This window comes from Microbacterium azadirachtae (assembly GCF_000956545.1).
Classification (GTDB): domain Bacteria; phylum Actinomycetota; class Actinomycetes; order Actinomycetales; family Microbacteriaceae; genus Microbacterium; species Microbacterium azadirachtae.
The window spans coordinates 1-22867 of the sequence record NZ_JYIT01000057.1; the positions used below are offsets into that span (position 1 = coordinate 1).

The window sequence follows — 22867 nt, forward strand, 5'->3', positions numbered from 1 at the left end:
CTGCGCGACCTGGATCTCGACGTGGCGCCGGGGGAGCGGATCCTCGTGACCGGATCCAGCGGCGCGGGCAAGTCCACCCTCGCCGCGGTGCTCGTCGGCTTCCTCCGCAGCGGAGGCTCGTACCGGATCGGCGAGGACGACGCGGGCCGCGTCTCCGGGCCCGAGCTGCGCCGGCACGTCGGGCTGTGCGAGCAGGATCCGATGCTGTTCGACGAGGACATCCGCCAGAACCTCCTGTTCGCGCGGGAGACGGCGACCGATGCGGACCTGCTCGCCGTGCTCGACCGGGTCGGGCTCGCCGGCTGGGTCGCCGGGCGCGGCGGTCTCGACGCCCGCGTGGGGGAGCGGGGCGCGCTGATCTCGGGCGGCCAGGCGCAGCGCCTCGCGCTCGCCCGGGCGCTGCTGCGCGGCTTCCCGGTGCTCGTGCTCGACGAGCCGACCGCGGGAGTGGATCCCGACGCGTCGGACGCGCTGCTGCGCGACCTCCTCGGCGCCGCCGGGCGACAGACCGTGATCCTGGTCTCGCACGTCGCGCCGCCCGATGGCCTGGTCGACCGCACCGTACGGCTCGACGCCGGCCGTATCCTCCCCGTCGCGGGCTGACGTCGCGGCGTGCGTGCCGACGCCCGCGGCCGCCGCGCCGGGACCCGGGCTCGTCAGCCGGGCCCCGCGCGGTCGGACCCGGGTCAGGCCGCGATCCCCGGGATCTCGTCGAGTCGGCGGAACACGGGGATCCCGCGTCCTTCGGCGATCGCGACGTCCTGGTCGGCTCCGCGGGACTCGCCCGGAAGGCGCAGCACGGCGTCGCAGTGCTGCAGCAGGCGTTCGGCTGTCGGGTACATCACCTCGGCCGCGAGGGGGTCGCCCGGGCCGGTCGCTCCGGCGCTGGACAACACGGGCAGCGCGACCCATTCGCCGATCATCGGGATGTGACCGGCGCGGAAGATCGGCCACGCCGCCTCCTCGAGCCGGGCGAGGTTCTGCGCCATGAGGCCGGGGTCTCCGCCGGTGCCCGAGGCGTAGGGGCCGGCGATGAGGATCATGAGTGGTTTCGTCATGTCGGGTACAATACAGCAGGAACGTGCAACAATCGGAAGGAATCGGAATGCTTGCTGCGGCGCGCAAGGAGATGCTGCTCGAACGGCTCCACCGTGACGGGCGCCTCGTCGCCAAGGAGGTCGCCGCCGAACTGGGGCTGTCCGAGGACAGCATCCGCCGGGATCTGCGGGAGCTGGATGCGGCGGGACTCGCCGTGCGGGTCTACGGCGGTGCCCTTCCTGCCTCGCCGGCCGTCGTCGACTACGGCAGGCGAGCGGCGGTGTCGCCGGCCAGCAAGGAGCGGGTCGCCCGCGCGGCCGCAGCCCTCATCGAGCCCGGCGCGACCGTCATCCTCGACGGCGGCACGACGACCCTCGCCGTCGTCGCCGCGCTCCCGCTCGACAGGTCGTGCACGGTCATCACGCACAGCCCGACGATCGCCGCGGCCCTGCTCGACCATGCCGCAGACGTGTTCCTCATCGGCGGACAGCTGTTCAAGCACTCCGCGGTCGCCTGCGGTGCGGCGGCGATGGAGGCCGCGCAGCGGATCAGCGCCGACCTGTTCCTGCTCGGCGTCACGGGCGTGCATCCCACGACGGGTCTCACCACGGGGGATCCGGACGAGGCGGCGATGAAGCGGGCGCTGGCGGCGCGGGCCGCCGAGACGTTCGTCCTGGCGAGCGAGGAGAAGCTCGGAGCGGCGTCGCGGTTCGGCGTCCTGACGCTCGACGAGGTCGCAGGCGTCGTCACGGATGTGCCCGCCGACGACCCGACCGTCCGCGCGCTCGCGGAGGCCGGGGTCCGCATCGTCGCCGCGGACTGACCGCGCGGGAGCGGCTGGTCCCGCGAAACCGTGCGGAACCGGCGGCGTGAACGCGCCTACGCTTTTCACTATGACGAGCCCCCGAGGAGCGCTGCTGGTGGGCAGCGTGAACTACGACGACGCCGAGACCACGATGCGCACCGCGGCAGAGCTGCTCGGTCCGCGGCTGCGGCGCATCCCCGACGGCGAGGTCGGGATCCGGTTCCACTGGATCATGTTCCAGCCGGATGTGCTCGGTCAGGCCGACGGCATCGAGCGCGTGGGCGCGGAGCGGATCCCGTTCGGCGCGGGCCTCGACGCCCGCCCGCTGCGGATCGCCGGCGGGGCGGACGCCGCGTCGATCGTGCTGCCGCCGCTCGGCTATGCGGCCGCGGCGAAGGAGTCGTACGGCACGTTCCTGCGCCTGCGCGCGGAGGGGGCGATTGCCGACGACGTGCGGTTCCAGGTGTCGCTGCCGACGCCGCTCGCCGTCATCGCGTCGTTCTTCTCCGGGGATGACCGTGCGGCGATCGAGCCCGTCTACACGGCGGCGATGCTTCGCGAGCTCGCCGAGATCCTCGACGCGATCCCGCAGGCGGATCTCGCAATCCAATGGGACGTCGCGAGCGAGATCGGCATCATCGAGCGTGCGGCGGGCTACGGCAAGGTCATGGAGGCGTGGTGGCCCGGCGACCCGTTCGACGGGCTGGTCGCACGGCTGGCGGAGCTTATCGATGAGGTGCCCTCCGGCGTCGAGGTCGGTGTGCACCTCTGCTACGGCGACGCGGCCGAGAGGCACTTCATCGAGCCCGCCGATGCCGCGACCCTCGTGCGCTACGCGAACGCCGTCATCGCCGCAGCGCACCGCCCGCTCACCTGGCTGCACCTGCCGGTGCCGATCGAGCGCGACGACGACGCGTACTTCGCGCCGCTCGACGGGCTCGCCCTCGGCGATCAGACGGAGCTCTACCTCGGCCTCGTGCATCGCGAGGACGGGGCGGACGGAGCCCTCCGCCGCATCGCGGCCGCGGCGCCGCACGCGCCGCAGTTCGGCGTCGCGACCGAGTGCGGCATCGGCCGCGCTCCCGCCGGATCCACTGAGGGGATCCTCCGCACCCACGCCGAGGTCGCCGAAGCCTGGTGACCACGGTGCAGGGCCTTGCGGCCGCGAGAGGGGATCCCGTCCAGGCGACGCGCCCGGCCGGATCCGCTCGATTCGCGATCGATCCCGCGGTCGCGTAAGCTTGTCCGCGGTGACGTGTCCGAGCGGCCGAAGGTGCAACTCTCGAAAAGTTGTGTAGGGTAACCCCCTACCGTGGGTTCAAATCCCACCGTCACCGCCACCACGAAGGCCCCGAATCCCCTGGAAATACTGGGATGCGGGGCCTTCGTCATGCGCGAGCGGTGCATGGCGGTAACGCAGCGGTAACGCGCTGTAAAGCCTGTGCGCGAGTGGGTGGTTCGGCGTTCATGCCGGATAGGCTCCTGGAGCGTCCACGTCCTGCGAACTGGGCGGGGGGTGTTGCCGAGCTGAACAGCTGATGGCGCCTTCAAGGGAAGCTCATGACGAAAGGGGCGTCTATGTCCGACTCTGTGAGAAAAAGCACCGGAATCGGAGTTATCGGCGCGGGGTTCCAATCCCGCGTCAATGTCATCCCGGCTCTGAGGCTCGCGGAAGTCCCTGTCGTCGCACTCGCGACAAGGAGCGCGGCCAGCGCTCAGCGCGCGGCGAGCCTCTTCGGCGAGCGAACCGCGGCCTATGGCAGCGCCGACGAGCTCCTGACAGACGCAGCGGTTGCGGGTGTGATCATCGTGGCTCAGCCTGACGACCAGGTGCAGATCGTCGAGGACGCCGTCATAGCTGGCAAGCATGTGCTGGTCGAGAAGCCGCTGGGACTCACTGCTGAGCAGGCGCGACAGGTGGCGCGCCTGGCCGATCAGCATGGCGTTTCGGTGTCCGTGGCGTTCATGAAGCGATTCGCGCCGGTGTATCGGCAGCTGAAGGCGGCGATCGACGACGGGACTCTCGGTCGGCTGCAGTCGTTCACCCTGGCGTTCGCGTGCGACAGCTCCTCGTTCGCCGCCTCTCCGCGAGAGCATCTGCTGTATGCCGCGATACACATGATCGACCTCACGCGGTGGCTGTTCGGGGAAGCCGGCTCGGTCGTGACCGCGATGAATCGCGACGGACAATCGCTGTCCCTCTCGGTGGCGATCACCTTCGGCAGCGGCGTGGTCGGCACTCTCGATCTGGTGAGCGCTCCGAGCCGCCAGTCCGAGGTCGAAGCGATGACCGTGTGCGGAGACGAGGGGTGGGCCGAGACCACCGGCAGTCGAGAGCTCGTCATCCACCGCTCCGCACTTTCTGACGGCGACTTCACCAGTGTCGGGGACGTCGCCACGCGCTTCACCGCGCCGGAGAGCACGATGTCGGGCGGGGCGGCAGACCTGCACCATCGGGGGTTCGTCGGTGAGATGCGCTACTTCGAGGCCGTGGTCCGTGGCGAGCGCAGCCCGCTGAGCTCCGCGTGGGACAACGTGCGCACGATGGAGCTCTGCGACCTGATCCTCGCGTCGACGCAGGATTCACCAGAGCCGACGGAGTGGGCGCTGGGAAGTCCCGGACCAGTTCGCGAGGAGTTCGTCCGGCGCATCGTTGAGGGAAGCAAGTCGGGATCAACGACGCTCTCGCTCGCCTACCGGATGAGCGGCGAACGGATGCCGGCTGTCGGAGACCGGCGGATGCTGATCGATTCGACCGGGCAGCCCGCGGCTCTCGTCGAGTACACGCACGTTCACGAGGGTCTGCTCGGCGAGGTTCCCCGCTCTGTGAGCATCCATGAGAACGCGGAGCACGCGGACTTCGTGCGATCGCATCTCGAGTACTTCGACACTCTGGCGCCAGACGTGAGGGCCTTCCTGGGCGACGATGACTGGAGCCCCACGAGCGATTCGCAGGTCGTCTCGACGGTGTTCCGCCTGATCCGAGCGGTGGTTCCGTCCGCCTGAGGCCTGGGTCGGCATGACGATCAGACGCACACTCGACGGTGCCCATGATCGGGCAGGATGGGAACATGCCTCGAATCGTGGATCCACAGGAGCGCACCGACGAGATACTCGGGGCTGCGATCAAGATCCTCAGCGAAGGCGGGTTCGCGCGACTCACTCTCAGCAACCTCGCGAAGGAGCTCGGCGGCTCGATCCGCCTGGTGACGCACTATTTCCGCAATCGTGAGGAACTCATCCACGGTATTGTCGAACGCTTGACTCGCGAGACGGACGTCATCCTGGACGAGCTTCGTTCCCTCGATGACCCGCGGGAGCGTCTCCGTCGGGCGCTCGCCTGGTTCCTGCTGGGGGACCTCCAGGACACGCGCGAGGAGAGCGTTCGGTTGGCTCTTCGAGATCATCAAGGAGACCCCGCCGTCGACGAGTTCTTCGACGTGGTCGAGCCATCCATGAGACGTGTGCTCCGCGTCGCCCTGGGCGGAGACGAGACGACCGAGGTCCACGAGTCCGACGTGGATCTCCTGCGCATCTGGACCAGTGGTATCGCCCTCAACGCGATCGAGCGACCAGCCCTATGGACGATCGAACACCAGGAGCGCGCGCTCGATCACCTGCTGCAGGTCTTCACGTCTCGCTAGCGCCACACGAAACAAGATCGTAACCACGAAGAAATCACTGCACGCCGTTTTTATGTAAAAGTCTTTACATCTCTTCGGATGGGGGCCATGATGGCTCTCATGCCACCGGCGGCATCCCGCGTCGGCGACTTCCGAAATCCCGCGAAGACGAAAGTGTGGAACTGCCGATGCGATTGACAACAGGAGTAAGCACGGCCTACGGCCTCGGATCCTTCATCCGTGTCGGTGAGAACCTCATCGGCTTCTACCTGCTCTTCTACCTGACGACCGAAGTGGGGCTTCCTGCCGGTACGGCAGGACTCATCAGCGGGGCATCGGTGCTGCTCGGAGCACTGCTGAGCCCGATGATCGGAGTCGTCTCCGATCGCTCGAGGTCTCGGTGGGGTCGCCGCCGGCCGTTCCTGCTGATCGCGGGTGTGCCGACCATGGCCCTGCTGGCGCTGCTGTTCACGAAGGTCGACTTCGGTGGTGCCACGTCGACGTACTACTTCGTCGTGGCGGCGGCGTACATCATCGCCTACTACTGCTTCCTCGTGCCCTACGACGCGCTCGGTGCGGTGCTGACGGAGGATGCGGGGCGCCGCGCGACCATCCGTGCCATCTGCACGGCGGCGCTGTACCTCTCGGTTCTCGTCGGCGGTTTCCTCGTGCTGCAGCTGCAGACACTGTTCGCCCCGGCCTACGGCTCTGCGACGGCATGGACGCTCGCCGTCGTGGTGAGCTGCAGCCTCCCGGGCGGCGTGTTCGCTCTCCTGGCCTGGCGTGCCACTCGTGGCTACGAATCTCAGGGTGCTGTCCTCGATGAATCCTCTGTCTCCTTCAAGTCCGTCGGCCGCGTTCTGCGGATGCGTCCGGTGATCGTCATCCTGGTCTGGGCGCTCATCTACTTCTTCGCGAACGCTGTACTGGCCGGCACCATCGTGTATGCGGCGGTGTACGTCCTCGGGCTCGACGAGGGAACAGCGTCGACACTGTTCTTGATCAGCGCGCTCGCCACATTCGTGAGTGTCGCTCCGGCAGCCTTCCTCGCCCGTCGCATCGGCAAGCGTGCGACGCTCGTCTACGCGATCATCTTCTTCGTGATCGTCGCCGGCATCGTGCTGCTCGTCGGATTCAATGGATACGCCCAGGCTGCTGTGCTCGCCGGCGCGTTCGGAGTAACGAACTCCATCGCCCTCGTGTGCAGCTACGCGATGGTCTATGACCTGCGCGAGGTCACCGAGCTGCGGTGCGGGCAGGATCTCACCGCTCTCCTCGTCGGCCTCTTCACGCTGCTCATCGGAGTGACGAGCTCGTTCGCGCCGGTGGTCATTGGTGCGCTCCTCGAAGCCGCCGCCTTTGACCCGATGTCGGCCGCGTCCCCCGCCGTCGCGAGCGTTCTGGTCGCCTTCCAGACCTGGGTGCCAGCCGGGCTGCTGCTCCTGTCTGTGGTGCCGCTCGCGTTCTGGAATGTGAATGAACGGCGTCATGCCGCGATCGTCGAAGAGCTTCGCACAGCTCAGGTCGAGGTCGAGCACGCGTCACCCTGAACCCTCGCCGAGCGTGGCGACTGCGCCGAACAACAGAACCCCACTGAAATACAAGGAATCTCATCGTGACCACGTCTCTCCGCCCCACTGTTGACCTCGATCTCTTCCCGACTACGGAGCGCATCCACGGTTGGATCGACGATCTGGCTGCTCTCGGGCACCGCCGCACCGGCACGCCTCAGGGGAGGCGATCGGCCGAGTACATCGAGTCGGTGCTCCGCGAGGCCGGACTCGAGGAGGTGCGCATCGAAACCGCGCCGACGCCGTGCCCAGTGGTGCGCAACCAGGGCCTCACCCTGGGCGGCGAGCGCATCGACACGTTCTGGGCGAATGGCACCGGGCGAACCGCACCCCTCGGGCGTTTCGTGCATTCCCTGCCCGATGAGACACCGATCGTGCACGTCGGAGCGGGATGGCAGGCGGACTTCGAAGGTGTCGATGTCGAGGGAAAGATCGTCGTGTGCGACATCGAGTTCCTGCCGATGAACGCGGAGTCGATGATGGCCCGCAACGACCGGATGGAGATGCTCGACCCGGACGGCACCCTGGCTGAGCCTGTGAACAAGTTCGACATCTACTCGCCCAACAACTGGCCGAACAACTATTTCTTCGCTCAGCAGCGCGGTGCAGTCGGATTCGTCGGGTCGCTTCGCGACTATATGGATGCGTCCTACTACAACGAGGACTATACGGAGAACGGGCTCGCTCTCGGCGTGGACGGATCGCGTATCCCCGCTCTGTGGGTGTCGCGTGCTGACGGCGACCGCATCGTCGAGACGATAGCCGTGCCTGGGCGCGCTGTCGCGGCGCTTCAGCTCGATGTCGAGTACACGCTCGAGGACGCACTGAACGTTCGCGGGACTCTCCCGGGGCAATCCGAAGACATCATCCTGGTGCACTCGCACCACGACGCCGTCTTCGCCGGGGCGGTGCAGGATGGCTCAGGTGTGTCGGAGGTGCTGGCGCTGGCGGAGTATTTCGCGAAGACGCCGATAGATCAGCGTCCGAAGACGATGATGTTCGCGCTCACGGATACGCACTTCACCGACTATGTCGGACACGAGGCGTTCATCGCGGCCCGTGACGAGGCCGCGGACAGGATCGTGCTGGATCTCTGCATCGAGCACATCGGCAAAGAAGTCGAACTGTCGGACGACGGCGGGGCTGTCGAGACCGGGCGTTCCGAACCTCGCATCGTCTACGTGTCGAACGAATCGGGCCTGCTTCCGGACGTGAGGGATGCGTTCGAGCGCAACGGGCTCGGGCGAACGTTCCTCGCGCCCGTGTCCGCGTCCGAGCACGCGAACGATGAGGTCTACGAGTTCCACGCGGACGAAGTGATCTCCGATGCGTATTCGTTCGCGGAAGCCGGTATCCCCGTTGTCAGTCTCGTCGCTGGGCAGATGTACCTCTTCCACCCCTCAGACACGATCGATCGGGTCTCCGTCGACGATCTGCGGCCGGTCGGCATCGCCTTCGCCGAAATCGCCCTCGCGGCCGGTGAGAAACTCTGACAGATGGCAATCCCGACAGTTGCCTATGGCCACGACCTGCGAAACGACCTCGCAGAGATCCGTGATTCACTCGCCGGCGCGAAACGTGCGTGTTTTTGGCTCGATGACGATCGTCGGCCTGTCCCGCGGCAGTCCCTCGCGGAGGACATCTGTGCCGATCTCGTCGTCGTCGGGGGTGGATACTGCGGGCTGTGGACCGCGATCATCGCCAAGGAGCGAGACCCCGATCGGCGGGTCGTTCTGCTGGAAGGGGACCGGGTCGGCGGAGCGGCAAGCGGTCGGAACGGCGGGTTCGTCGAAGCCGACCTGACCCATGGCCCTGAGAACGGGCGACTGCACTTCGCTGCAGAGCTGGACGTGCTCGACCGTCTCGGGCAGGAGAACTTCAGTGCGATCGAGGACGCGATCGATCGCTACGGCATCGACGCATCCTGGGAGCGCGCCCCGATGCTCACGGTCGGGACCGAGCATCATCAGGTCGAGGCGCTGCACGCCGACAATGAGAGTCAGATCCTTCGAGGGGACGCACTCTCCGTTCTCGCGGATTCACCGCTCTACCGCGCGGGCATCCTGGAAGAACGGGGGCACGCATATGTGAACCCGGCACGCCTTGCCTGGGGTCTCGCCGACGCCGCTGAGTCGCTCGGCGTCGAGATCCATGAGAACAGCCCGGTGTTCAGTATGCGACTCGCAGACGGGCGTCGCCGAGTGCGCACGGCGACCGCAGAAGTGAATGCTGCGGCCGTCGTGCTCGCGACCAACGGCTACCCGTCGCTTCTACCGCACCTGCGCTTCTTCACCGTGCCGATCTACGACTACGTGCTGATGACGGAGCCCCTCACTCCCGCCCAGTTGCGGTCGATCGGCTGGACGGGCCGACACGGAATCACCGATTCCGGGCGCGAGTTCCACTATTACCGGAAGACCGACGATGACCGCATCCTGTTCGGCGGGTACGACGCTGTCTATCATCGCGGCGGCAGGGTGCGCGCAGAGCACGATCAGCGGGACGAGACATTCGAGCGGCTCGCCGACCACTTCCTCTCGACATTCCCACAGCTGGACGATGTGAGGTTCTCGCACCGGTGGGGAGGGATGATCGACATGTCGACGCGCCTCGTGGCACATCATGGCAGAAGCAGGGACGGAACTGTCGCGTACAGCGCCGGCTATACGGGACTCGGCGTCGCCGCGACCCGATTTGGTGCGGAGACGATGCTCGACCTCCTCGACGGCGACGACACAGAACGGACTCGGCTCAGGATGTCTCGTAGTCTGCCCTTTCCCATACCGCCGGAGCCGTTTGCGAATCCGCTGATCCAGATCATGCGCCGCGCCGTCGCCAAGTCCGATGCTCGAGGGGGAAGAGACGGTGCGCTTCTGCGTCTCGCCGGTCTCTTCGGCATCGGCTTCGACTCCTGACCCACCCGTCAGCCCTACTTCTCCATCGATCCACTCCGAAGGGTTCACCAATGAGTGCAATGCACGACGAGGTCGCGTACCTCTCCGCGACCGAGATCGCCGCGGCCTACCGAGACCGAACACTTTCCCCGGTCGAAGTTATCGACGCGGTGCTCGACCGCATCGATGCGGTCAATCCGGTGGTCAATGCTTATCTGACGGTCACCGCCGCTTCCGCGCGAGAGGGTGCGCTCGCCGCCGAGCGGGCGTTCGCGGCTGCGGATCCCGGCGCCCTTCCCCCGCTCTTCGGCGTTCCCGTCTCGGTCAAGGATCTGGAGGAGACGGCCGGTGTCCGCACCACATACGGATCAGTGAGCTTCCGAGACCACGTCCCCGATACGGACGCTCCCATCTGGGCGCGTCTGAAGGGTGTGGGCGCGATCCTGATCGGCAAGACCGCCACGCCGGAGTTTGGCAACGGCGTCACCACCGAGAGTGAGCTATCAGGCATCACACGTAATCCCTGGGATCTCGATCGTTCCGCCGGCGGATCGAGCGGAGGTGCCGCGTCCGCGCTCGCCGCGGGGCTCGGTCCGATCGCCACAGGGAGCGACGGCGGCGGCTCGATCCGTGTGCCGGCCTCGTACTGCGGTGTCGTGGGACTCAAACCGTCGGCGGGACGCATCCCCTTCAATGACCAGCGGCAGGCCTGGGAAGCCGTCACGACAACCGGTCCGATGGCGCGGACCGTGTCTGATGTCGCGATGGTGCTGTCTGCTACCCACGGCCCCGACCCATGGGATCCGTACGCGCTGCTCGAGAGCGGGATCGACTTCACGGAAGGACTCGACAGGGCGTCTCTCTCCGGACTTCGCATTGCCTACAGCCCGGACCTCGGACGGGGTCCCATCGCGACGGAGACCGCACGTGTCGTGCGGAACCTGATCGACCGCATTGATCGTGACAACGGCGGCACCGTGAAGGAGGTCGACATCCAGCTGCCGGACCCGGTGGACTATTTCTGGTCGTACTGGTCGCCGATCATCGCGCTCGAGATCGTCGATGATCTGCTCGACGGGCGTATCGACGACGCTGCGCGTGCCAAGTACGAGGTGATCCCTCGTGCCGAGAGGGCGAGCTCGCTGGACTATGCGAAGACGTTCCTCACGGCTCGGACGCAGATTCATCATGCATTCGCACGAATCTTCCTCGACCATGATGTCCTGATGTGGCCGACCACGTCCGCGCCTGCATACCTGCATCCCGGAGTCCACGGATACCCGACCGAGATCGATGGTCGCCCGGTGGCCGACCCGCTGATCGAGAACCAGATCCTCACCGAGGCGATCGCGCACGCCGGTTACCCGGCGATCAGCATCCCGGCCGGATTCACTGCCGACGGTCTTCCTGTGGGCCTACAGATCGCAGCGGGTCATGGCAAGGACGCCCTAGTGCTCAAGGCCGCTGCTGCGGTCGAGGCCGCCTATCCTTGGGTGCAGCATCGACCCATGATCTAGCGATCGGTCGGCCGAGGGCGCGCGGGGTCTGTCGTTTGCGGACTCCGCGCGCTTGTTCGCTGATTCCTTCTATCCCTGAGGGTTCGACTCACGGACTCCGAGGGCAGAGGTCGTGGTGTTCGTCGGCGCGAGCTCATCGAAGCGCTGGAGCACCGCAGCGAGCATCCCCTCGGCCGACTTTCTGTGTTCGGCGACCCACTCGCCTTCGTAGTCCCGCACGGAGATCTCCGTGACGAGTATCACCGAGAAGTACAGCCGATACAGCGCGAAACGGGTGGGTCCGGTCGGGGAGGCGAGCTCTGCGGCGAGGATGCCTCCATGCTCGGTGTTCCCCTCGAGGAGATCTGGGTCGACATTCCAGAGGCCGAACTGGTCCGCACCGATGAGATCGAACAGCGGATCGCCCCACAGGGTCCGCTCAGTGTCGATCAGCCCGACGATTCGCTGGGCGGAGTCCAGGAACAGGTTTCCTGCCCAGAGGTCGCCGTGCACGACCGACGCGGTCGTGCACGCGTCGAGGGCGCTCCCGTGTGCGGAAAGAACGTCGCGGACCCTGTCAGCAGGAACGGGCGCGCCGGCGTCCGCGGCGTCCTGCAGGATGCCCTCGACCATCAGAGTGAAGGCTGATCGCCAGTCGGGGGCCTGCATGCGCGCCGGTATGGAGGGGTAGCCGATTCGGATCAGTTCTGTGGACGCGGAGGTCGATGACGCTGAGCGGGCGCTGCGGGAGACTGCGAACGAAGCTCGAGCACTCCTGGGTTTGCCTGACGAGGGCGCGCACGATGCCATTGTCGAGCACCTGCGATCGCGATCGCGAACCGAGGCGCCCAAGGAAGAAGAGCTCACGCACCTCGAGGGGCTCAGGGCCGTTCTTCACTCGGTGAGCAACATGCGCGCGGAACTCGGCGACCAGCGGGCCGCAACCCAGATTGAAGTGGAGGCAGCTCGCGCGGCCGACGCTGCGAATCTCTACGAGCGGTGGGTAGGCGATGAGGGCTCGGTCCTGATTGATCGACTAAATGAAGTACGAACCGAGCACCTTGGCCTGCCGGAAGTGGGGCTGCCGCAACTCGTCGACGGATATAGTGAGGCGCGCGAGACCTTGTCCACAATGCAGCGCGCTCATCAAGCCGCTAGTGTCGCTGACCGAGAGCGGGCCGACCGTGTTCGCGTTCTCGACGAACAGATCCGAGATCTGGACGCGACTATCCGCGCCCTCGAAGCGGAGGCGCAGGCCATCGACGTGCCAACTGACGTTCGAATCGTCATCGAGCTTCTTGGCGCGATTCTCCCGCAGGTTGCGGATAATATCTGCCCTGTATGCGATCAGGAGTTCATCGGCGTCGGCGCCCTGTCGGATCACATAAGACGCAAGTTGCGGAGTCTCAGCGACCGATCGAAGGACTTAGTCCGAATCGAGTCGGCCGTCGCGTCGGCGAAGGAAACGCGGTTGGCTGCAGTCCGAGAAGCTGTGTTGCAGAAGAGTCTCCCCCCAGCCGCTGACAACGTGGATTTCGATCGCATCGTGCGGATCACGAATGGTATGGAAGGCGCGGTCGAAAGGGGAGCACGACTCCGCTTTGAAGTCGACCAGGCTCAACTCAAGGAGGCGGACGCTCGGTCGGGTGACGCGCAGTACCGCGTTATCGACCAGAGGATCGCGGATGTTGCCGAAGCGCTAGACCGCCCGAGGGCGGCACTTCCCCTGGCTGAGCCGGAAGCAACGTTACTCGAATTGGTGGAAGAGCGAATTCAGAGTCATAGGTACCGGGAAACGCAGCGACGCTGGGAACGAGGTGTTCTCGATTCGGTGCAAGAGACAAATGGTCGACTTCGATCAGTCACTCAACACCCTGTGGGCCCAGTTGTTCAGTCGCTTCGCCCCCACTGAACGCTTCGTTCCGAAGTTTGTCAAGCAGACGAGGGCGACGAGAACAGTCGACGTCCGCTTGGAGACCCAACTCCCCAACGGGACAACGTCCGGAGCCCCCGGGGCGATGTTGAGCTACGGAAACACCAACTCGGCGGCACTCTCACTGTTCATGGCAGTTCACCTTTCGGCACCGACAAGGCTGCCTTGGCTGATCTTCGATGATCCGGTCCAGTCGATGGATGACATTCACATTGCAAACTTTGCCGCCATTGTGCGCCAGCTGGCGTTCACTCATGGGCGTCAAGTCGTGATCGCAATCCACGAGCCCGAGCTCTTCGAGTACCTGTCATTGGAGCTCGCTCCGAGCCGTCCGGACCAGACGCTTGTCAAGATCGTCCTCGAGCGCGGAGCAGGAGCGACTCAAGTCGCGGTGGACCGAGTCGAGCACCATCGTGAGCAGCAGTTGGCCGGGTCGGAACACGGCACGCAGTCGGATCCCCGGTAAGGCAGCAGTAACAGAATGCCTGCAGGGGCTCGGGAGCTGATGTGAACAGGTGGGAGTTGATTCCCCGAATTTCTGGCCTTCTTGACGTCACGTCCTGATGATGCTGGATATCGATATGGGTTCAAATCCCACCGTCACCGCCATGAAAACCCCCGAGAGATCGGGGGTTTTCGCATATCGGCTGGCAACGTGGTGCATCCGTGGTGCACCTTTCCATGGCTGCCTGGGCTCTTGGGAATATTGGTCCACCGTGGAAGAGATCCGTGAGTGCGGCGCCGATATGGATCGCACCATGAGATCGGGCCATTCGGAGCGGTTGCTCTTGGCGAGCGCCGGCGAGCTCCGTCGCCCAGAGATAGAGGTCGACGGCCCGGTTGAGATCTCCGTTGGATGCAGTGAGATACGGGACCATGCGCGCAGGGCTGAGCAGTACCCCCAGCGCATGTTGACCCGTCACGCGCATCAGCGTATGCGTTGCATGCACGAGCGCCGGACAAGGGCTGGCGTGATTACCTCGGAATCCCCTCGCTACGGCGAGGGGATTCTTGTTTCTTCGGGTCGTCAACGGGCCGCGGGACGGAGCTCAGGCCACGGGGGGAGACCTGCGCGATCCTCGCGGCGACGGTTTCGACGTCGAGGTCGGCGGGCGGTGCCTCGTTGATGCGCTCGATCATGGACCCTGACGTCCTCATCGGCGAAGTTCCTGTTCCGGAGAACTGACGCAGGAGTGCCCCGGATTCGTTGATGGGCCGGGCCGCTCCTGCGCGGATCTCCTCGTCAGGGTCTGGTGCCCTGCTGCTGCCGGCGGGCGTCGACCAGCGCGCAGCTCACAGCCGCGATGAAGCAGATGAGTCCGGTCGCCCAGCCGACGAGTGCCAGCTGCACCTGAAGGAAGTTTGCGCCGAGCACGAGGGCAGCCCCGACGAGGGTGAGCGCTGTTGCCCAGCCTCGCCACGTTGATCTGACCACGGTTTCGTTCCAGTTCCTTGCTGGCTTCAGGCCTGGGCGTTCTCGGACGGTGGGCGTCGGCGTGCGAGCGAGCGACGCAAGAGGATGGCTCCCACGCCGATGACGACCGCCGCGATGAGTGCAGTCTGCGCCCAGCCGATGGTCGCATTGAACGCGGCCGATCCGCGGTCGAGGCCCGTGAACGCGTAGACGGTCATGGCGATGCCGGTTGCCAGGAGCACGGCGGTCAGAGTCATCGACGTGTAGGTCAGTGCCTTGAAGCGGCGGGGTGAGCTGGTCATTGGTCTGGTTCCTTTCTTGGGCGTGTGGTGCCTTGTGAGGATCCGGCGAGGGGCTCACCGGGGGCAATGCGCAGCCATCCGGTGAGCCCCTCAGTGTCTAGTGTGACCCGTTACTGGCCCCAGCAGAACGGGGTACCCGTATAGAGCGTGTTCCAGTAGATTCCGTTGCCCCACGAGGCGCACACGCCGAGCGCTCCGGCGCCGATGGTGAGCGCGGCGGCCGCGATGGCACCGGCGGCTGCCCCGACGCCGGTCTCGGAGGAGATGATGCCCGCGAGGGCCGCCGCCCCAGCCCCAGCCCAGATCGCGTTGATGAGCGCGCTCGTCACACACGAGTCGGTCGCCGTCTGGAATCCCCACCAGTACACGCCGTACCCGTTGCGCCCGTTGCACGACGCCGCGGAGAGCATCTGGGCGCCCTTGGCCTCGGAGGCGGTGGTGACATCAGCGGGGGCGTTGACGATCTTGCCGCCTCCAGCGATGACGCCACTTGCGAACTCGGCAGCGAAGGACGCAGGGACACCTCCTGCCACGGCAGCACCGTAGTCGAAGCTGGCGACCTCGTTGGAGGTGGTCACGAAGGTTCCGGCGAGGTTGCCGTTGTCGATGTCTTCCTGCGGGACCTTCGTGGTCGTGTCACCAGCCTGCTGCACCGTGGTGGCGACCGGAGCCAGATCCGGGGTTGTCGACGCCATCGCGGGAGAGGCGACCGTGAGCATCGCAGCTGCGGCGACTGTGGCGGCGACGGTCAGCGTCGCCAGCTTCCTCAACGTGGGAATGGATCTGGACACCGTGACTCCTTCGTGTTGGTGCGAGCGACAGGACGGCCCTTCGTGGCTTGAAGTGACCCATCGACACAGCACCACCGTGTGGTGCAGACGGTCAAGCCAGGCGGCTCCCCTCTAGCCCTGGGGCTACGAATGCCAGTTCTGCTGGTCAGCGCATGAGAACCGTGGAATGGTGCAGGCGCAGGGGGAGAATGAGCAAGGGAGAAGTGGATGAGAACGAAGAAGAAGTTCGGTCTGGCCATCGCTGCAGCGTTCGCCCTGGTGATCGCGGTGCCAGCTGCGGCCAGCGCCGACTCCGGTGAGGGGGCACCGCCGTCGGACACCTCCGATCTCGCGGCGCAGATCGCTAACGCTCCCGATCTGCGGTACGTCTCGGTGGCTGAAGCCGTCGAAGAGTTCGGCTTCGATCCCTCTGCGCCGGTCGAGAGCACGCCGAGCTCAGATGAGTCGGGACTGGTGCTCACCCCCATGAACGAGTGGTGGGGATGCGAGTGGGACGGCAAGGCCGACTACCCGCACGTGACCAACGGCGAGGCATCGGTGCACGGGTACTGGGTGTACAAGAGCGGCAGCTGTCCGTCCACGGCCGACATCACCGCGAACCTCCAGGCTCTCGGATGCAGCTCCCTCGGCTGTACCTGGATCACGCAGGCAACGGGTACGGCGACGGCGGTCACCCCAGGATCCGGAACCGGCCACTGGGCCACGCCTCACAAGGCATGCGCGAACTCCAACCCCGTCGGCTGGCGCGGTGAGGTCTACGTCGGCCTCACGAACTTCTGGCACCCTTACGGCCCGAGCTACGGCGCCCAAGTCGATCTCAGCTGCTCGCCCGCATGACCAACGAGTCAGATCGCGTTCAGTACGTGCCGATTCATCCCGAGTCGGCACGTACTGAACCTGCGCAGCGTGTCCCCTTCGACCTCTCCGCATTGACGGTGACGGGCCTCGTCATCGTCTGCGAGCTCGATCACAGGCCGACGGCGAACGCGGGGCCTTCGATGAGCATGAAGATGACGCAGTATCTGCGACTCTCGGACGACTCGATGATCCGTCTGGATATGGATCGTGGGGTGACCGCCGCCAGGTTCGGAGCTGTCGAGCCCGTCTCGTGGAAGCGAAGCTCGGAAGAGGTTATCGCCGAAGTTCTAGACCTGATCCAGGGCGATGAGCCGGATCCCGGGTTCTTCCCGTGGGAGGAGTATGCGCAGGCGGCGAGGCTCCGTGGGATGTCAGTCGATGCGGACTCGCTGCGAGGTCTCCCGCACACCGTCCTGATCTCCGACGAGCTCGCCAGGATCTTCGAGTTCTGATCGAGGGACGATCAACCTTCCCTGTTCAGCGACAGCCCTGGCCGGCACTGGCTCACAGGGTGATAATGCCCAGTTCTGTGGCACGAAGGACGATCTGGAGACGGTTCTCTACGCCCCATAGATGGTTAATGTGGCGGATGTCGGCCTTCACAGTGCTCTCGGCGTAGTGCAGCTCCTCGGCGATCTCAGCGTTCGACAGCCCCTTGGCGATCAGTTCGATGACCTGCCGTTCTCTGTCCGTGAGTGCGGGTGCGCTAGGGGTGCGCGTGGCGCCCGACTCGATCGCAGCGCGTACGAAACGCGCCTGTACCTCCGGGGAGACGACTCGGTCGCCGGCGTGCGCGGCGACGACAGCGTCGATGATCTGCTCTGGCGTCGAGTTCTTCACGAGGTAACCGCATGCCCCCGCGTGAAGCACCTCGAGCGCGCGCCACTCGGTGGTGAACGTCGTCAGCGCGACGATCCGGCAGCTCGGGTTCCACTCGAGGACTCGCTTCGTGGCCTCGACGCCGCTGACCCCGGGCATCTTGATGTCCATGAGGACGACGTCGGGCTGAACCTGTTTACACGCGTCCACGACTTCGGAACCGTCGGCGGCTTCTCCGACGAGCGTGATGCGTTCATCGTCTGCTATGAACGCGCGCAGCGCATGGCGTACGAGAGCCTCGTCATCGACGACGAGTACACGCACGGCATCGCTCACCCCTTCACGCTATCGCGGGGAATTCGACAGAACCGTAGCCCCAGGGCTACGGTTCTCAAGCCTTGGAGGTCAGCGACGTAGTGTGAGAAGAGCATCCGTGTGCGTGACGACGTCGAACCCACGGGCCCGGCGTCGGCTCGCGACCCCGACCTTTAGGAGCCACATCATGCCCACCCTGAACGTCTTCGGCTTCGGTGCATTCGCAGGCCTGGTGGTCAGGTCCAACGCCGACCTCGGTGATTGGCTGTGCAAGATGCTGGGCATCTGTGCCTGATGAACATCCTGAGGCGGGCCAGAAGCTGAGGTTCTCCGACCCGGGACGGACATCCTTCAGGCGTCTGTTTGGCTCCAGGCGGTTCTGGCAGCAACGGACTCTGCACCCGATCGCGCGCATCCTGCTGCTCGCGGCGGTGACCGTGCTGTTGTGCATCGCGATCGGCTTCATCGTCGCGGCGGGCCGTTTCGCGCGCGCTGACCTGCTTACGCTCATGCTCTACGTCGCGATCGCTGCTTTCGCTTGGCACCCGCTCACTGCGGCGTTCATGGTCATAGTCATCTGCAGTCTGGGCGCTGTGCTGACGGGCAGCGGCGGAGATCTTGTCGAGCTGGCGATCGCCCTCGGCCTGGTTGCCGCAACCTGCGCGCCGTGGCTGATCGTCCTTCATGCTCTGGTGCTGAGTGTGCTGACTGCGGACATCGCCATCAACGGCTCCTCCCTCACGGACGGAGGGGTGTACGGGATCACAGGTATCGCTGCGATCGCCTTCTTGGCCGGTCTCACCTTCCGCATCGTCACCGCCCGAGAAGAGATCGTCGTCGCCGAACGGGCACGTGTCGTGAAGGACCTGGAAGCTCTGGCACGAGAAGAGCAGGAGCGGATCGCGGACGAACTGCACGATGGGATCGCGCATGACCTCACCCTCGTGCTGTTCCATGCGCGCGCACTGCCGAGACAACCCGACGAGGCATCACGGCAGGTGTCACTCACCACGATCGAGGAATCGGCCGAGAAGGCGCTGCAGAGCATCCAATCGCTCTTGTCGTTGATGCGCGAGACGAGGCCTGAGGGCGCGGATGGGTGCCCCGCGCGGTACGACGGCGACGTGATCGAAGCCGTGACCTCTCTGGCCACCTTGCTGAAGGAGGCGGGGATCCCGACCAGGGTGTCGCTCCCGCAGGGCGCACTCAGCGTCACGCCGGCAGCCGAGCGGGCTCTCGCAGATACAGCCATCGAGGCCGTGACGAACATCCTCAAGCACGGACCCAACTCGGAAGCCGCGAGTCTCGACGTCGTGGGGAAGCCCGGCTTCGTCGAGCTGTTGGTGACGAATGTCGTTTCAGACGCCGATGCGCGCACTAAGGCACGCTCGAGTGGGCGCGGGCTGCTTCGCGCCCGCCAGAGGCTCGCTCAATATGGAGGCGAGCTGGAAACGGATCTGAGTTCAGGGACGTGGCTCCTGTGGGCACGGATTCCGGTTGCACACACTGATCCAGGTGTCCGTGTCGCCGCGTAGGCTCCGAGGATGCGAACGACTTTCGACGCCGAGGCAGATGCTGCCTACATCACGCTGGTCCCTGAGATCGAGTCCGGTCGGTCCGTGCGCAACGAGATCGTCGAGACTCCCGCGACGAACCGTGATTCGCTTGCGGGTCGATGATCAGTGTGCGGGCGGCTGGCTGATTCCCGCCGCGGTCAGGCTGCGACGTACTCCTGGCGGACGCGGCCGTCGGTCGCAAGCTCGATGTATCCGAAGTCGTGGTCAGAGTTCAGGATCACGGCGTCGTTGACGACAGCGTAGGCAGCGATCAGGCAGTCGAACGCCGCGGCGGCGCGCACGAGCCCCTTCTCCCAGAGGGCCTGCTGGATGTCGAGGGCGTCCTGCCCGTCTGGGTGCTCCCACGCCGGCAACAGCCCCTCCATGTCCTCGCGGAGGTCCAGGTACTCGCGCGGATCCCGCGCCGAATGGCAGTACTCGAGCACCTGGGGTGGGCAGGTGATGATCAGGTGGTTCGGCGACAGCGCCCTGAGCCTGTCGGCGATCGCGGTGCTGGTTCCGGCCTTCTGCCAGATGCTGTTGTCTACGAGGTAGGTGGTCACGGGCGAGTCGCTGTCGGCGCGATCGTGGGCGCGTCGATCTGGTCAGGCGTGAACCTGCGTCCGATGATGCGCTCCACCGCCGCCGGCTGGCGACGAACAGCGATGAGCGTGCGCAGGGCAAGGTCCACCGTCTCGCGATTGGAGGACGTGCCTGCGAGCTCCTTGGCTTGCCGCAGTTCGTCGGGATCGATGTCGATGGATGTGACGGTCATGGTGCCCCCTCGCTGAACCGATTTGTATAAGTAAGTATATAGAGCTCTGGGTGAGGGGGTCCGGAGTCTGTCGCATTCACCACGTAGGCTCACCGGATCATGACTTTGCCCCCTGACACACGGAGGCCGCTGCCGGGCGGAGAGGTGCGTGCAGTGCTGCTGATGGCGGCTGCTCTGCTCTGTCTCCCCGTTCTGCTCATGCTCGCCATCCAGTACATCGACTCACACGAGAACGTCGCATCGCAGTGCATGTACTCGCAGCCTGCGGGGGTCGCGAAAGTGAATGACCCTCTGGTGACGGCGTCGACGACGGCGATGCCCGCCGGACGACTCTGCGTCTATCTCGCCGAAGGCGGCGGGGAGATCGTCGTGCAGACCGGGTGGCCCACCACGGTGTTCGGCCTCGCGGCGACGGCAGCGATCGCTGTACTGACGCTCTTCGCGCTCGGGGTCCGACACGGTCGAGGCGTTGTCGTCACCCTGCTTCCGGCCATCGTCGCCCTGGGTCTCTGGGCCGTGGTGCTGCTCAGCGCGCACACAGCGCACTGACCGCGAGCAGTTTCGCACCGAGACGATACGCGGTCGTCAGAGAACGGCTCGCTCGCTACGTCTCACCCGACGGGGTGGTCATGCCGGGCGCCGCGTGGCTCGTGACCGGGCGCGCGACCTGAACTGCCGTCGATGTCCTCGGCCGTGAGGTGGATGCCGCCGGCCGAGTTCGCGGCGTTCGCGAGCTTCGCCAGGTACGGCCGGTCCAGGTCGGGTGCCACCGGCTCGGCGAACACGAATCGCAGCGGCACGGCAGGGTGCAGCCAGATGGAGCTGCGTCCGGTCGGCTCGCCGTCGCCGTGCGGCCACGACACCGTGAAGCTCTCCCCGCGGCGCAGCTTGGTCGTGATCACGATCTTGAGATGAGCGAGCACGCGATCGTCGATGCGGATCGGAGCGGCCGATCCTCCGTAGTACATGTCTCCCACGGGTCGCCTACTCCGGGCGTCCCGTCGTCTGCCGATGATCGAGCCGGTCTGTCGTCCTGGGAGCCATCACTCCCTCACCGTAGATTCCACGGTGGTGAAGATCTTCACCCCAAAGGGTGAAAGTCTCGGCGTAGGGTGTGCACATGGTCATCTCCATCGCGCTCGTCAACGACTACGAGGTCGTGGTCCGCGGACTCTCCTCGATGCTGCGCGCCTATCAGAACCGCGTGCGCATCCTCGAGCTCGACGTGAACCGGGAGCTCAGTCAGCCCGTCGACATCGTGCTCTACGACACGTTCGCCGCCACCCAGGGCGACCGCGCGGAGCTGCACGCGCTCGCCGCGAACCCGCTCGCCGCCAAGGTCGCGGTCTACTCCTGGAACATCGACGACGCGCTGGTCCGTGCGGCCCTGGCCAACGGCGCCCACGGGTACATCTCGAAGGGGCTTCCCGCCCGGCAGCTCGTCGCCGCCCTCGAGGAGATCCATCACGGCTCTTCGAAGATCTACGCCGCGCTCCCCGGCACGGGGGCGGTCGTCGCCGGTGACTGGCCCGGGCGCGAAGAAGGCCTGACCCAGCGCGAGGCGGAGGTGCTGGCGCTGATCACCCAGGGGCTCTCCAACACGGAGATCGCCGATCGCGCCCACTTGTCCGTGAACTCGGTCAAGACCTACATCCGCAGCTGCTACCGGCGCATCGGCGTGAACAGCCGTACCAACGCCGTGCTGTGGGGCATCGAACACGGGTTCCGGCCCGACCGCATGCGGGTGACCAACCCCGAGCCCGAACCGGGCGCAGGATGACGGTGCCGGGGGAGCGGTCCCCGGGCCGCACCCTCCTCGTCGGCTGCGGCAAGCTCGGCGTCGCTCTCGGTGAGCGGCTGGTCGCGGGCGGCCAGGAGGTGCTCGCGATCCGCAGGACGCCCGGAGCGCTGCCCTCCGGCTTCCGCTCGATCGCCCAGGATCTGCGTCTCGCCGCACCGCGCGACCTCCCTTCCTGCGACTCGATCGTCATCACTCTGCCGCCGGATGCCCCGGACGAGGACGGCGAGGGGATCTACGCCGCGGCGCTCGCCCACCTCGCCGAGGCGCTGCCCTCGCACCCCTCGCGCGTGCTGTTCGTCTCCTCGACGCGCGTCTTCGAAGGGCGGCCGGGGCCGCGTCCCCTCACCGAGGCGGATGCGCCCGCTCCGGCCGGCTCTCGGGCGCACGTGTTGCTCGACGGCGAACGGCTCGCGGCACGGCTGCTCGGCGCCCGCGTGATCCGCCCGGCGGGGATCTACGGCCCCGGCCGGGAGTCGGTGATCCGCCGGGTGCGCGAACGCGTCCCGGTCGACTACTCACGCCGCACCAACAGGATCCACGAGCACGACCTGGTCCGGCTGCTGGACGCGATGCTCCGCGCCGAGGATCCGCCGCCGCTCGTGCATGCGGTGGATCAGGCGCCGGTGCCGATGGGCGAGGTCGTGACCTTCGTCGCGGACCGCCTGGGGGTCGAGGCACCGCCGCGGATCGAGCCGGAGGGGAACGGCGGAACCGTGCTCGACGGCGCCCTGATGCGCGAGGTTCTCGGGTCTCTGCGCTTCCCGTCGTTCCGCGAGGGCTACGCGGAGCTGCTGGGCGGTTCGGACTGACGCCCAGCGGTGCACCCGGCAGAACAAACGCCGCGCGGCGCGGTGAACGGGCCGTGACCGTCATATC

27 protein-coding genes and 1 tRNA gene are annotated in these 22867 nt (G+C 66.2%); 19 read left to right on the plus strand and 9 right to left on the minus strand.

Going from position 1 to position 22867, the window contains the following annotated elements:
- A partial coding sequence (locus tag RL72_RS03130) for an ATP-binding cassette domain-containing protein (protein ID WP_045249358.1) occupies nucleotides 1-603 on the plus strand: 603 nt, incomplete at its 5' end.
- 83 nt (nucleotides 604-686) lie between these two features.
- Here RL72_RS03130 and RL72_RS03135 read toward each other — a convergent pair.
- Nucleotides 687-1058 (minus strand): DUF4406 domain-containing protein, encoded by a 372-nt coding sequence (locus RL72_RS03135; protein ID WP_248700360.1) that lies wholly within the window; start codon nucleotides 1056-1058, stop codon nucleotides 687-689.
- 47 nt (nucleotides 1059-1105) lie between these two features.
- On the opposite strand from RL72_RS03135, the gene RL72_RS03140 reads away from it, so the two are divergent.
- The 9 genes from RL72_RS03140 to RL72_RS03180 all read left to right on the plus strand — a co-directional run bounded on the left by RL72_RS03140 (nucleotide 1106) and on the right by RL72_RS03180 (nucleotide 11448).
- Entirely contained in the window at nucleotides 1106-1861 is a 756-nt protein-coding gene (locus tag RL72_RS03140; protein WP_045249360.1) for a DeoR/GlpR family DNA-binding transcription regulator, read from the plus strand.
- A 70-nt stretch (nucleotides 1862-1931) separates the two neighbouring features.
- Complete coding sequence (locus tag RL72_RS03145; protein WP_045249361.1) at nucleotides 1932-2984, plus strand: hypothetical protein; 1053 nt, start codon at nucleotides 1932-1934, stop codon at nucleotides 2982-2984.
- 108 nt (nucleotides 2985-3092) lie between these two features.
- A tRNA-Ser gene (locus RL72_RS03150) sits at nucleotides 3093-3183 on the plus strand.
- A 238-nt stretch (nucleotides 3184-3421) separates the two neighbouring features.
- Complete coding sequence (locus tag RL72_RS19035) at nucleotides 3422-4849, plus strand: Gfo/Idh/MocA family oxidoreductase (RefSeq protein WP_169748201.1); 1428 nt, start codon at nucleotides 3422-3424, stop codon at nucleotides 4847-4849.
- 65 nt (nucleotides 4850-4914) lie between these two features.
- On the plus strand, nucleotides 4915-5487 hold the full coding sequence (locus RL72_RS03160) for a TetR/AcrR family transcriptional regulator (RefSeq protein WP_169748202.1): 573 nt from the start codon (nucleotides 4915-4917) through the stop codon (nucleotides 5485-5487).
- Nucleotides 5488-5654: 167 nt separating this feature from the next.
- Nucleotides 5655-7016 carry an MFS transporter gene (locus tag RL72_RS03165; RefSeq protein ID WP_045249362.1) on the plus strand — a complete coding sequence of 454 codons (1362 nt, stop codon included), beginning with the start codon at nucleotides 5655-5657 and terminating at the stop codon, nucleotides 7014-7016.
- A 65-nt stretch (nucleotides 7017-7081) separates the two neighbouring features.
- Nucleotides 7082-8530: a M28 family metallopeptidase gene (locus RL72_RS03170; RefSeq protein ID WP_045249363.1), complete on the plus strand. Its 1449-nt coding sequence runs from the start codon at nucleotides 7082-7084 to the stop codon at nucleotides 8528-8530.
- Nucleotides 8531-8533: 3 nt separating this feature from the next.
- Entirely contained in the window at nucleotides 8534-9952 is a 1419-nt protein-coding gene (locus RL72_RS03175; RefSeq protein WP_045249364.1) for an NAD(P)/FAD-dependent oxidoreductase, read from the plus strand.
- Nucleotides 9953-10011: 59 nt separating this feature from the next.
- Nucleotides 10012-11448 carry an amidase gene (locus RL72_RS03180; RefSeq protein ID WP_045249365.1) on the plus strand — a complete coding sequence of 479 codons (1437 nt, stop codon included), beginning with the start codon at nucleotides 10012-10014 and terminating at the stop codon, nucleotides 11446-11448.
- Nucleotides 11449-11517: 69 nt separating this feature from the next.
- Here RL72_RS03180 and RL72_RS03185 read toward each other — a convergent pair whose 3' ends face one another.
- Nucleotides 11518-12237, minus strand: coding sequence for a phosphotransferase (locus RL72_RS03185; RefSeq protein WP_082072009.1), 720 nt, complete (start codon nucleotides 12235-12237; stop codon nucleotides 11518-11520).
- On the opposite strand from RL72_RS03185, the gene RL72_RS19680 reads away from it, so the two are divergent.
- Nucleotides 12137-13339, plus strand: a complete 1203-nt coding sequence (locus RL72_RS19680; protein WP_169748204.1) for a coiled-coil domain-containing protein — start codon at nucleotides 12137-12139, stop codon at nucleotides 13337-13339. The genes RL72_RS03185 and RL72_RS19680 overlap by 101 nt on opposite strands.
- A gap of 151 nt (nucleotides 13340-13490) precedes the next feature.
- Nucleotides 13491-13826 carry an ABC transporter ATP-binding protein gene (locus tag RL72_RS19685; RefSeq protein ID WP_156156677.1) on the plus strand — a complete coding sequence of 112 codons (336 nt, stop codon included), beginning with the start codon at nucleotides 13491-13493 and terminating at the stop codon, nucleotides 13824-13826.
- A 777-nt stretch (nucleotides 13827-14603) separates the two neighbouring features.
- Here the strand turns inward: RL72_RS19685 and RL72_RS03205 are convergent.
- The 3 genes from RL72_RS03205 to RL72_RS03215 all read right to left on the minus strand — a co-directional run bounded on the left by RL72_RS03205 (nucleotide 14604) and on the right by RL72_RS03215 (nucleotide 15867).
- On the minus strand, nucleotides 14604-14795 hold the full coding sequence (locus RL72_RS03205) for a hypothetical protein (protein ID WP_045249369.1): 192 nt from the start codon (nucleotides 14793-14795) through the stop codon (nucleotides 14604-14606).
- 26 nt (nucleotides 14796-14821) lie between these two features.
- Entirely contained in the window at nucleotides 14822-15076 is a 255-nt protein-coding gene (locus RL72_RS03210; protein ID WP_045249370.1) for a hypothetical protein, read from the minus strand.
- Between the two features lie 110 nt (nucleotides 15077-15186).
- Entirely contained in the window at nucleotides 15187-15867 is a 681-nt protein-coding gene (locus RL72_RS03215; protein ID WP_156156678.1) for a hypothetical protein, read from the minus strand.
- Between the two features lie 207 nt (nucleotides 15868-16074).
- Here RL72_RS03215 and RL72_RS03220 point away from each other — a divergent pair, with 207 nt between their 5' ends.
- A complete protein-coding gene (locus tag RL72_RS03220) occupies nucleotides 16075-16704 on the plus strand; it encodes a hypothetical protein (protein WP_045249372.1) in 630 nt (209 codons plus the stop codon).
- Entirely contained in the window at nucleotides 16701-17177 is a 477-nt protein-coding gene (locus RL72_RS03225) for a hypothetical protein (protein WP_045249373.1), read from the plus strand. The genes RL72_RS03220 and RL72_RS03225 overlap by 4 nt, the downstream gene beginning before the upstream one ends.
- 52 nt (nucleotides 17178-17229) lie before the next feature.
- Here RL72_RS03225 and RL72_RS03230 read toward each other — a convergent pair whose 3' ends face one another.
- Nucleotides 17230-17880, minus strand: coding sequence for a response regulator (locus tag RL72_RS03230; protein ID WP_045249374.1), 651 nt, complete (start codon nucleotides 17878-17880; stop codon nucleotides 17230-17232).
- 266 nt (nucleotides 17881-18146) lie between these two features.
- Here RL72_RS03230 and RL72_RS03235 point away from each other — a divergent pair, with 266 nt between their 5' ends.
- Complete coding sequence (locus RL72_RS03235; RefSeq protein ID WP_248700361.1) at nucleotides 18147-19394, plus strand: sensor histidine kinase; 1248 nt, start codon at nucleotides 18147-18149, stop codon at nucleotides 19392-19394.
- A 9-nt stretch (nucleotides 19395-19403) separates the two neighbouring features.
- Nucleotides 19404-19538, plus strand: a complete 135-nt coding sequence (locus RL72_RS20535; protein ID WP_282955659.1) for a hypothetical protein — start codon at nucleotides 19404-19406, stop codon at nucleotides 19536-19538.
- 35 nt (nucleotides 19539-19573) lie between these two features.
- Here the strand turns inward: RL72_RS20535 and RL72_RS03240 are convergent, their stop codons facing one another.
- Entirely contained in the window at nucleotides 19574-19978 is a 405-nt protein-coding gene (locus RL72_RS03240) for a PIN domain-containing protein (protein ID WP_045249375.1), read from the minus strand.
- On the minus strand, nucleotides 19975-20190 hold the full coding sequence (locus RL72_RS03245; protein ID WP_045249376.1) for a type II toxin-antitoxin system VapB family antitoxin: 216 nt from the start codon (nucleotides 20188-20190) through the stop codon (nucleotides 19975-19977). Before RL72_RS03245 ends, RL72_RS03240 begins: the two co-directional genes overlap by 4 nt.
- A gap of 99 nt (nucleotides 20191-20289) precedes the next feature.
- Here RL72_RS03245 and RL72_RS03250 point away from each other — a divergent pair, with 99 nt between their 5' ends.
- Nucleotides 20290-20739, plus strand: a complete 450-nt coding sequence (locus RL72_RS03250; protein WP_156156679.1) for a hypothetical protein — start codon at nucleotides 20290-20292, stop codon at nucleotides 20737-20739.
- A 62-nt stretch (nucleotides 20740-20801) separates the two neighbouring features.
- Here RL72_RS03250 and RL72_RS03255 read toward each other — a convergent pair whose 3' ends face one another.
- Complete coding sequence (locus RL72_RS03255; RefSeq protein WP_045249378.1) at nucleotides 20802-21167, minus strand: DUF7882 family protein; 366 nt, start codon at nucleotides 21165-21167, stop codon at nucleotides 20802-20804.
- A gap of 143 nt (nucleotides 21168-21310) precedes the next feature.
- On the opposite strand from RL72_RS03255, the gene RL72_RS03260 reads away from it, so the two are divergent.
- Together RL72_RS03260 and RL72_RS03265 are read left to right on the plus strand one after the other, a co-directional pair.
- The gene (locus RL72_RS03260) at nucleotides 21311-21970 is read left to right on the plus strand and encodes a helix-turn-helix transcriptional regulator (RefSeq protein WP_045249379.1); all 660 of its coding nucleotides are present in this window, start codon (nucleotides 21311-21313) and stop codon (nucleotides 21968-21970) included.
- A complete protein-coding gene (locus RL72_RS03265) occupies nucleotides 21967-22800 on the plus strand; it encodes a sugar nucleotide-binding protein (RefSeq protein WP_045249380.1) in 834 nt (277 codons plus the stop codon). Before RL72_RS03260 ends, RL72_RS03265 begins: the two co-directional genes overlap by 4 nt.
- The last annotated feature ends 67 nt before the right edge of the window (nucleotides 22801-22867 follow it).

Excerpts from the sequence above, each read along its gene's own strand:
- RL72_RS03135 (WP_248700360.1), bottom strand. The coding sequence starts at position 1,058 with ATGACGAAACCACTCATGATCCTCATCGCCGGCCCCTACGCCTCGGGC.
- RL72_RS03140 (WP_045249360.1), top strand. The coding sequence starts at position 1,106 with ATGCTTGCTGCGGCGCGCAAGGAGATGCTGCTCGAACGGCTCCACCGT.
- RL72_RS03145 (WP_045249361.1), top strand. The coding sequence starts at position 1,932 with ATGACGAGCCCCCGAGGAGCGCTGCTGGTGGGCAGCGTGAACTACGAC.
- RL72_RS19035 (WP_169748201.1), top strand. The coding sequence starts at position 3,422 with ATGTCCGACTCTGTGAGAAAAAGCACCGGAATCGGAGTTATCGGCGCG.
- RL72_RS03160 (WP_169748202.1), top strand. The coding sequence starts at position 4,915 with ATGCCTCGAATCGTGGATCCACAGGAGCGCACCGACGAGATACTCGGG.
- RL72_RS03165 (WP_045249362.1), top strand. The coding sequence starts at position 5,655 with ATGCGATTGACAACAGGAGTAAGCACGGCCTACGGCCTCGGATCCTTC.
- RL72_RS03175 (WP_045249364.1), top strand. The coding sequence starts at position 8,534 with ATGGCAATCCCGACAGTTGCCTATGGCCACGACCTGCGAAACGACCTC.
- RL72_RS03180 (WP_045249365.1), top strand. The coding sequence starts at position 10,012 with ATGCACGACGAGGTCGCGTACCTCTCCGCGACCGAGATCGCCGCGGCC.
- RL72_RS03185 (WP_082072009.1), bottom strand. The coding sequence starts at position 12,237 with ATGGCATCGTGCGCGCCCTCGTCAGGCAAACCCAGGAGTGCTCGAGCT.
- RL72_RS19685 (WP_156156677.1), top strand. The coding sequence starts at position 13,491 with ATGGCAGTTCACCTTTCGGCACCGACAAGGCTGCCTTGGCTGATCTTC.
- RL72_RS03210 (WP_045249370.1), bottom strand. The coding sequence starts at position 15,076 with ATGACCAGCTCACCCCGCCGCTTCAAGGCACTGACCTACACGTCGATG.
- RL72_RS03220 (WP_045249372.1), top strand. The coding sequence starts at position 16,075 with ATGAGAACGAAGAAGAAGTTCGGTCTGGCCATCGCTGCAGCGTTCGCC.
- RL72_RS03225 (WP_045249373.1), top strand. The coding sequence starts at position 16,701 with ATGACCAACGAGTCAGATCGCGTTCAGTACGTGCCGATTCATCCCGAG.
- RL72_RS20535 (WP_282955659.1), top strand. The coding sequence starts at position 19,404 with ATGCGAACGACTTTCGACGCCGAGGCAGATGCTGCCTACATCACGCTG.
- RL72_RS03245 (WP_045249376.1), bottom strand. The coding sequence starts at position 20,190 with ATGACCGTCACATCCATCGACATCGATCCCGACGAACTGCGGCAAGCC.
- RL72_RS03250 (WP_156156679.1), top strand. The coding sequence starts at position 20,290 with ATGACTTTGCCCCCTGACACACGGAGGCCGCTGCCGGGCGGAGAGGTG.
- RL72_RS03260 (WP_045249379.1), top strand. The coding sequence starts at position 21,311 with ATGGTCATCTCCATCGCGCTCGTCAACGACTACGAGGTCGTGGTCCGC.
- RL72_RS03265 (WP_045249380.1), top strand. The coding sequence starts at position 21,967 with ATGACGGTGCCGGGGGAGCGGTCCCCGGGCCGCACCCTCCTCGTCGGC.